This window comes from Nocardioides sp., from assembly GCF_035481145.1.
In the GTDB taxonomy this organism is placed as follows: Bacteria; Actinomycetota; Actinomycetes; order Propionibacteriales; family Nocardioidaceae; genus Nocardioides.
Window position 1 is genome coordinate 1 of record NZ_DATIHB010000192.1, and the last position, 5,220, is coordinate 5,220.

At 69.4% G+C, this 5,220-nt stretch carries 3 protein-coding genes; 2 read left to right on the forward strand and 1 reads right to left on the reverse strand.

Annotated elements, in window-relative coordinates; genetic code table 11:
- Positions 1 to 51: 51 nt before the first annotated feature.
- Positions 52 to 2,157, reverse strand: a complete 2,106-nt coding sequence (locus VLF38_RS15425) for a molybdopterin-dependent oxidoreductase (RefSeq protein WP_325272124.1) — start codon at positions 2,155 to 2,157, stop codon at positions 52 to 54.
- 210 nt (positions 2,158 to 2,367) lie between these two features.
- Between VLF38_RS15425 and rpsO the strand changes: the two genes are divergently transcribed.
- Both rpsO and VLF38_RS15435 read left to right on the forward strand, forming a co-directional pair.
- Entirely contained in the window at positions 2,368 to 2,643 is a 276-nt protein-coding gene (gene rpsO / locus VLF38_RS15430; protein WP_107700106.1) for a 30S ribosomal protein S15, read from the forward strand.
- A 250-nt stretch (positions 2,644 to 2,893) separates the two neighbouring features.
- Positions 2,894 to 5,131: a polyribonucleotide nucleotidyltransferase gene (locus VLF38_RS15435; protein WP_325272125.1), complete on the forward strand. Its 2,238-nt coding sequence runs from the start codon at positions 2,894 to 2,896 to the stop codon at positions 5,129 to 5,131.
- Positions 5,132 to 5,220 lie beyond the last annotated feature (89 nt).

Genomic DNA, 5,220 nt, shown 5'->3' on the forward strand with positions numbered 1-5,220 from the left:
CGTGCGAGGCAGCGGGTCGACGCATCTCCGCCAACCTCGCGAGCGACGGCGTCACGAGAGGGTGACCGGCAGCCCGGAGAACGCCGCGTTGCCACTCACGTCGAGGCGCTCGGCGTCCGTGAGGTCGTTGACCGAGACACCGGCGACCTGCGTCGCCCGTCCCATCCGTACGCCCTCGCGCTGGTGCCCGTAGCCGTGAGGGAGCGAGACGACGCCGCGCATCATGTCGTCGGTGCCGAGGGCCTCGACCTGCACCGCTCCGACGCGGGAGGTCACCGTCACCAGGTCGCCGGAAGCCAGCCCGCGCGCAGCCAGGTCCGCGGGGTTGACCAGGAGCTGGTGCCGGTCGCGCCCCTTGGTGAGCCGCTCGCTGTTGTGCATCCAGGAGTTGCAGTCCTGCTTGTGCCGCCGCCCGATCAGCAGGAGCTCGCCCTCCGCAGGCGGAGCCTGGGCGCGCAGCCGGTCGAGGTCGCCGAGCACGAGCGACTGTGCCGCGTCGACGCGCTTGCCGCGGGTCATCAGCCGCTCGGGGAAGAGCCCGCCCTGCAGCGCCCCGAGGTCGACGCCCTGTGGTGACTTCCGCAGGTCGGTCATCCGCACGGGGGAGCGGCCCAAACGCATCAGATTGGCGATGAGGAAGGTCGGGCTCGGCCTCAGGCGCGCTTCGAGCTCGAGGCGGCGGCGCAGCGCCGGCTTGCGGTCCAGTCGCTTGATCGTGCGCAGCCCGATCTCGCGGAAGATCTGCCAGTCGTGCCGCTGGTCGCGGCCCTTGGGGAAGACCGCCGGGGTGAAGCGGGCGGTGTTGCGCACCGCGAAGTGGTGGAAGACCAGGTCGTAGTGGTCGCGCTCGAGGGCGCTGGTCGGCGGCAGGATCACGTCGGCATGCCGCGTGGTCTCGTTGATGTAGATGTCGACCGCCGCGTAGAAGTCGAGGTCGCCGATGGCCCGCTCGAGCGCACTGCCGTCGGGCGTCGAGAGCACCGGGTTGCCGGCGAGCGTCAGCAGCGCCCGGACCTGGCCCTTGCCGGGCGTCTCGATCTCCTCGCGCATGACCGAGACCGGCAGCTCGCCGCCGAACTCCGGCACCCCGCGCACCCGCGAGGCGAACCGCCCCACGTGCCCACGCCCGAGCAGCCCGAGCTTCACGATGTCGATCGCCGGGGTCGGCAGCATGACGCCACCCTCGCGGTCCACATTGCCCGTCAGGAGGTTGAGCAGCTGGAGCGCCCACTGGCAGACGGTGCCGAACTCGTTGGTCGACACCCCCATCCGCCCGTACGCCGCGGCACGCGGCGCCGTCGCGAACTCGGTGGCGATCCGCCGGATCGTCGCCGCGGGCACCCCGCTCATCGCCTCGGCCCGCTCGGGGGTGAACTCCGCGACCGCATCAGCGACTGCGTCGGCGCCGTCCAGCCACTCCGGCGGGTTCGTCAAGCCGCTGTCGATCAGGGTGTGGACGAGGGCGAGGAGGACCCACGCGTCCGAGCCCGGCCGCACGAAGACGTGCTCGTCGGCGACCTTGGCGGTCTCGGTGCGGCGCGGGTCCACCACGACCATGCGTCCGCCGCGCTCACGGAGCTCACGCCGGCGGCCCGGGAAGTCGGGCACGGTCATCAAGGAGCCGTTGGAGGCCATTGGGTTGGCGCCGAAGACCAGGAAGTAGTCGGTCCGGTCGATGTCCGGGATCGGGATCATCAGCTGGTGGCCGTAGAGCAGGTGCGCCACGAGCTGGTGGGGGAGCTGGTCGACCGAGGTCGCGCTGAAGTGGTTGCGGGTGCGGAAGGCGCCGGCCAGCGTGACTCCGTGGGTCATCGCACCGAGGCTGTGCACGTTCGGGTTGCCGAGGTAGATCGCCAGCGAGTCGGGGTCCTCGTTGACGGCGGCCGAGATCCCGTCCGCGACCAGGTCGAAGGCCTCGTCCCAGGAGATCTCCTCCCAGCGGGCGTCTGCGCCCGTGCCCACCCGACGTACGGGATGGCGCAGGCGGTCGGGGTCGGCGTGGATGTCGCCGATCGCGACGCCCTTAGGACAGATGTGCCCGCGCGAGAGGGGGTCGTCGGGGTTGCCACGCACGCCGGTGACCCGGCCGCTCTCGATCGTCAGCTCGAGGCCGCAGATCGCCTCGCACAGGTTGCACACACCGAGCGTCTTCTCCATCCCCGCATCGTGGCAGCAGTGGCGGGGGAGCGATACCGCCCACGGGAGGAAAGCGCCTCGTCCGGCGGATTAGGGAGCCGGGCGGCGCTGGGATAGCCTTGCCCGGTTGCCCATTTCGGGCAGCACCGCCGTAAGAACGGCCGCGGAACCAGAGTGCCCCGGTGAACAGGCCCGGGCGCGCCGCGCAACGAGACGAAGGAGGACCGCGCTATGTCGATCGGTACCGACGCGGAGACCAAGAAGAAGATCATCGCCGAGTACGGCAAGTCCGAGGGTGACACCGGTTCTCCGGAGGTCCAGATCGCGCTGCTCTCGCACCGCATCTCGCACCTCACCGAGCACCTCAAGCAGCACAAGCACGACCACCACTCGCGTCGTGGCCTGCTGCTCCTCGTCGGCCAGCGCCGTCGTCTGCTGAACTACCTGCAGAAGACCGAGATCGAGCGTTACCGCTCCATCATCGAGCGCCTCGGCCTCCGCCGATGACCTGAAGAGAGCCGCTGCCCGACACGGGCGGCGGCTCTCTTTCATCGCAGGGGCGCGCTCGGTAGGCTCGCTCCGCACCCACAACTGAACACATCCACATCATCCGGAGCGACCCGCGCACACGTCGGCACGGTCCTCGGTAGTGGCCTTCAGACCTCTGTTCTGCGGGCCTCGATCGAAGACCGGCCCCCTCACATGAGGGACCAGGCGGGTTCCGCGTGGATCGCTCCACGTACAGAAAGGGTTCGCCTTGACCGAGGCAACCATCTCTGCCGTCGAGACCGTTCTCGACAACGGCAAGTTCGGCACCCGCACGATCAAGTTCGAGTCGGGTCTCCTCGCTCGTCAGGCCGCCGGTGCCGTCACCGCGTACCTCGACGACGACACCATGCTTCTCTCGGCGACGACCGCCGGCAAGACGCCGAAGGACCACTTCGACTTCTTCCCGCTGACGATCGACGTCGAGGAGCGCATGTACGCCGCGGGCAAGATCCCCGGCTCCTTCTTCCGCTCCGAGGGTCGCCCGGGTGAGGACGCGATCCTCGCGTGCCGCCTGATCGACCGCCCGCTGCGCCCGACCTTCAAGAAGGGTCTGCGCAACGAGGTCCAGGTCGTCATCACCGTCATGGCGCTCAACCCCGACACGCCGTACGACGTGCTCGCGATCAACGCCGCGTCGGCCTCCACGCAGATCTCCGGCCTGCCGTTCTCCGGCCCGGTCGGTGGCGTCCGCGTCGCCCTCATCGACGGCCAGTGGGTCGCTTTCCCGCGTCACTCCGAGCTCGAGCGCGCCGTCTTCGACATGGTCGTCGCCGGCCGTGTCACCGAGACCGGCGACGTCGCGATCATGATGGTCGAGGCCGAGGCCACGGAGCAGACCTGGGACCTCGTCCAGTCGGGCGTCCAGGCTCCCTCCGAGGAGATCGTCGCGACCGGCCTCGAGGCCGCGAAGCCGTTCATCAAGCAGCTGTGCGAGGCCCAGGCCGAGCTGGCCAAGGTCGCCGCGAAGCCGGTCCAGGAGTTCCCGATCTTCCTCGACTACGAGGACGACGTCTTCGCCGCCGTCGAGGCCGCTGCCAAGGCTGACGTCGCCGCCGCGATGACCATCGCCGGCAAGCAGGAGCGCGAGGAGAAGCTCGACGAGATCAAGGCTGGTCTCCTCGAGTCCATCGCCGGTCAGTTCGAGGGTCGCGAGAAGGAGATCGGCGCGGCGTTCCGCTCCGTCTCCAAGCAGTGCGTGCGCGAGCGCGTTCTTCGCGACAAGGTCCGCATCGACGGCCGTGGCCTCGCCGACATCCGCGCCCTGAGCGCCGAGGTCGAGGTCATCCCGCGCGTGCACGGCTCGGCCCTCTTCGAGCGTGGCGAGACCCAGATCCTCGGTGTCACGACCCTCGACATGCTCAAGCTCGAGCAGCAGCTCGACACGCTGTCGCCGGAGAAGTACCGCCGCTACATGCACAAGTACATCTTCCCGCCGTTCTCCACCGGCGAGACGGGCCGCGTCGGTTCGCCGAAGCGCCGCGAGATCGGTCACGGTGCGCTCGCGCGCCGTGCCCTCCTCCCGGTCCTGCCGACCCGCGAGGAGTTCCCCTACGCGATCCGTCAGCTCTCCGAGGCCATGGGCTCCAACGGCTCCACCTCGATGGGCTCGGTCTGCGCCTCGACGCTCTCCCTGCTCCAGGCCGGTGTCCCGCTCCGTGCCTCCGTGGCCGGCATCGCGATGGGTCTCATCTCCGACACGATCGACGGCAAGACCGAGTACGTCGCGCTGACCGACATCCTCGGTGCCGAGGACGCCTTCGGCGACATGGACTTCAAGGTCGCCGGCACGCGCGAGTTCGTCACCGCGCTCCAGCTCGACACGAAGCTCGACGGCATCCCGGCCGAGGTCCTGGCTGCGGCCCTGACCCAGGCCCGCGACGCCCGCCACACCATCCTCGACGTCATGGCCGAGGCCATCGACGAGCCGCAGGAGATGTCGCCGACCGCGCCGCGCATCATCACGGTGAAGGTCCCCGTCGACAAGATCGGTGAGGTCATCGGCCCGAAGGGCAAGATGATCAACCAGATCCAGGACGACACCGGCGCCTCGATCTCCATCGAGGACGACGGCACCGTCTACATCGGTGCGACCAACGGCGAGGCTGCCGAGGCCGCCCGATCGGCGATCAACGCGATCGCCAACCCGACGATGCCCGAGGTCGGCGAGCGCTACCTCGGCACCGTCGTGAAGACGACCAACTTCGGTGCGTTCGTCTCCCTGCTCCCGGGCAAGGACGGCCTGCTCCACATCACCAAGCTGCGTGCCCTCAACGACGGCAAGCGCGTGGAGTCGGTCGAGGACGTCGTCTCGGTCGGCCAGAAGATCCAGGTCCAGATCGCTGAGATCGACGACCGCGGCAAGCTCTCGCTCGTCCCGTTCATCGAGGACGCCGCCGACGAGTCGGCCGACGCCGAGGCCGCCGAGGCTCCGGAGTCGGACGCCTGAGCGTGATCACACGTCGCAAGAAGACGACCGCCCGGCAGGAAACTGCCGGGCGGTTGTCCGTTCCCCAGAAGATCGGCTCGACCCGCACC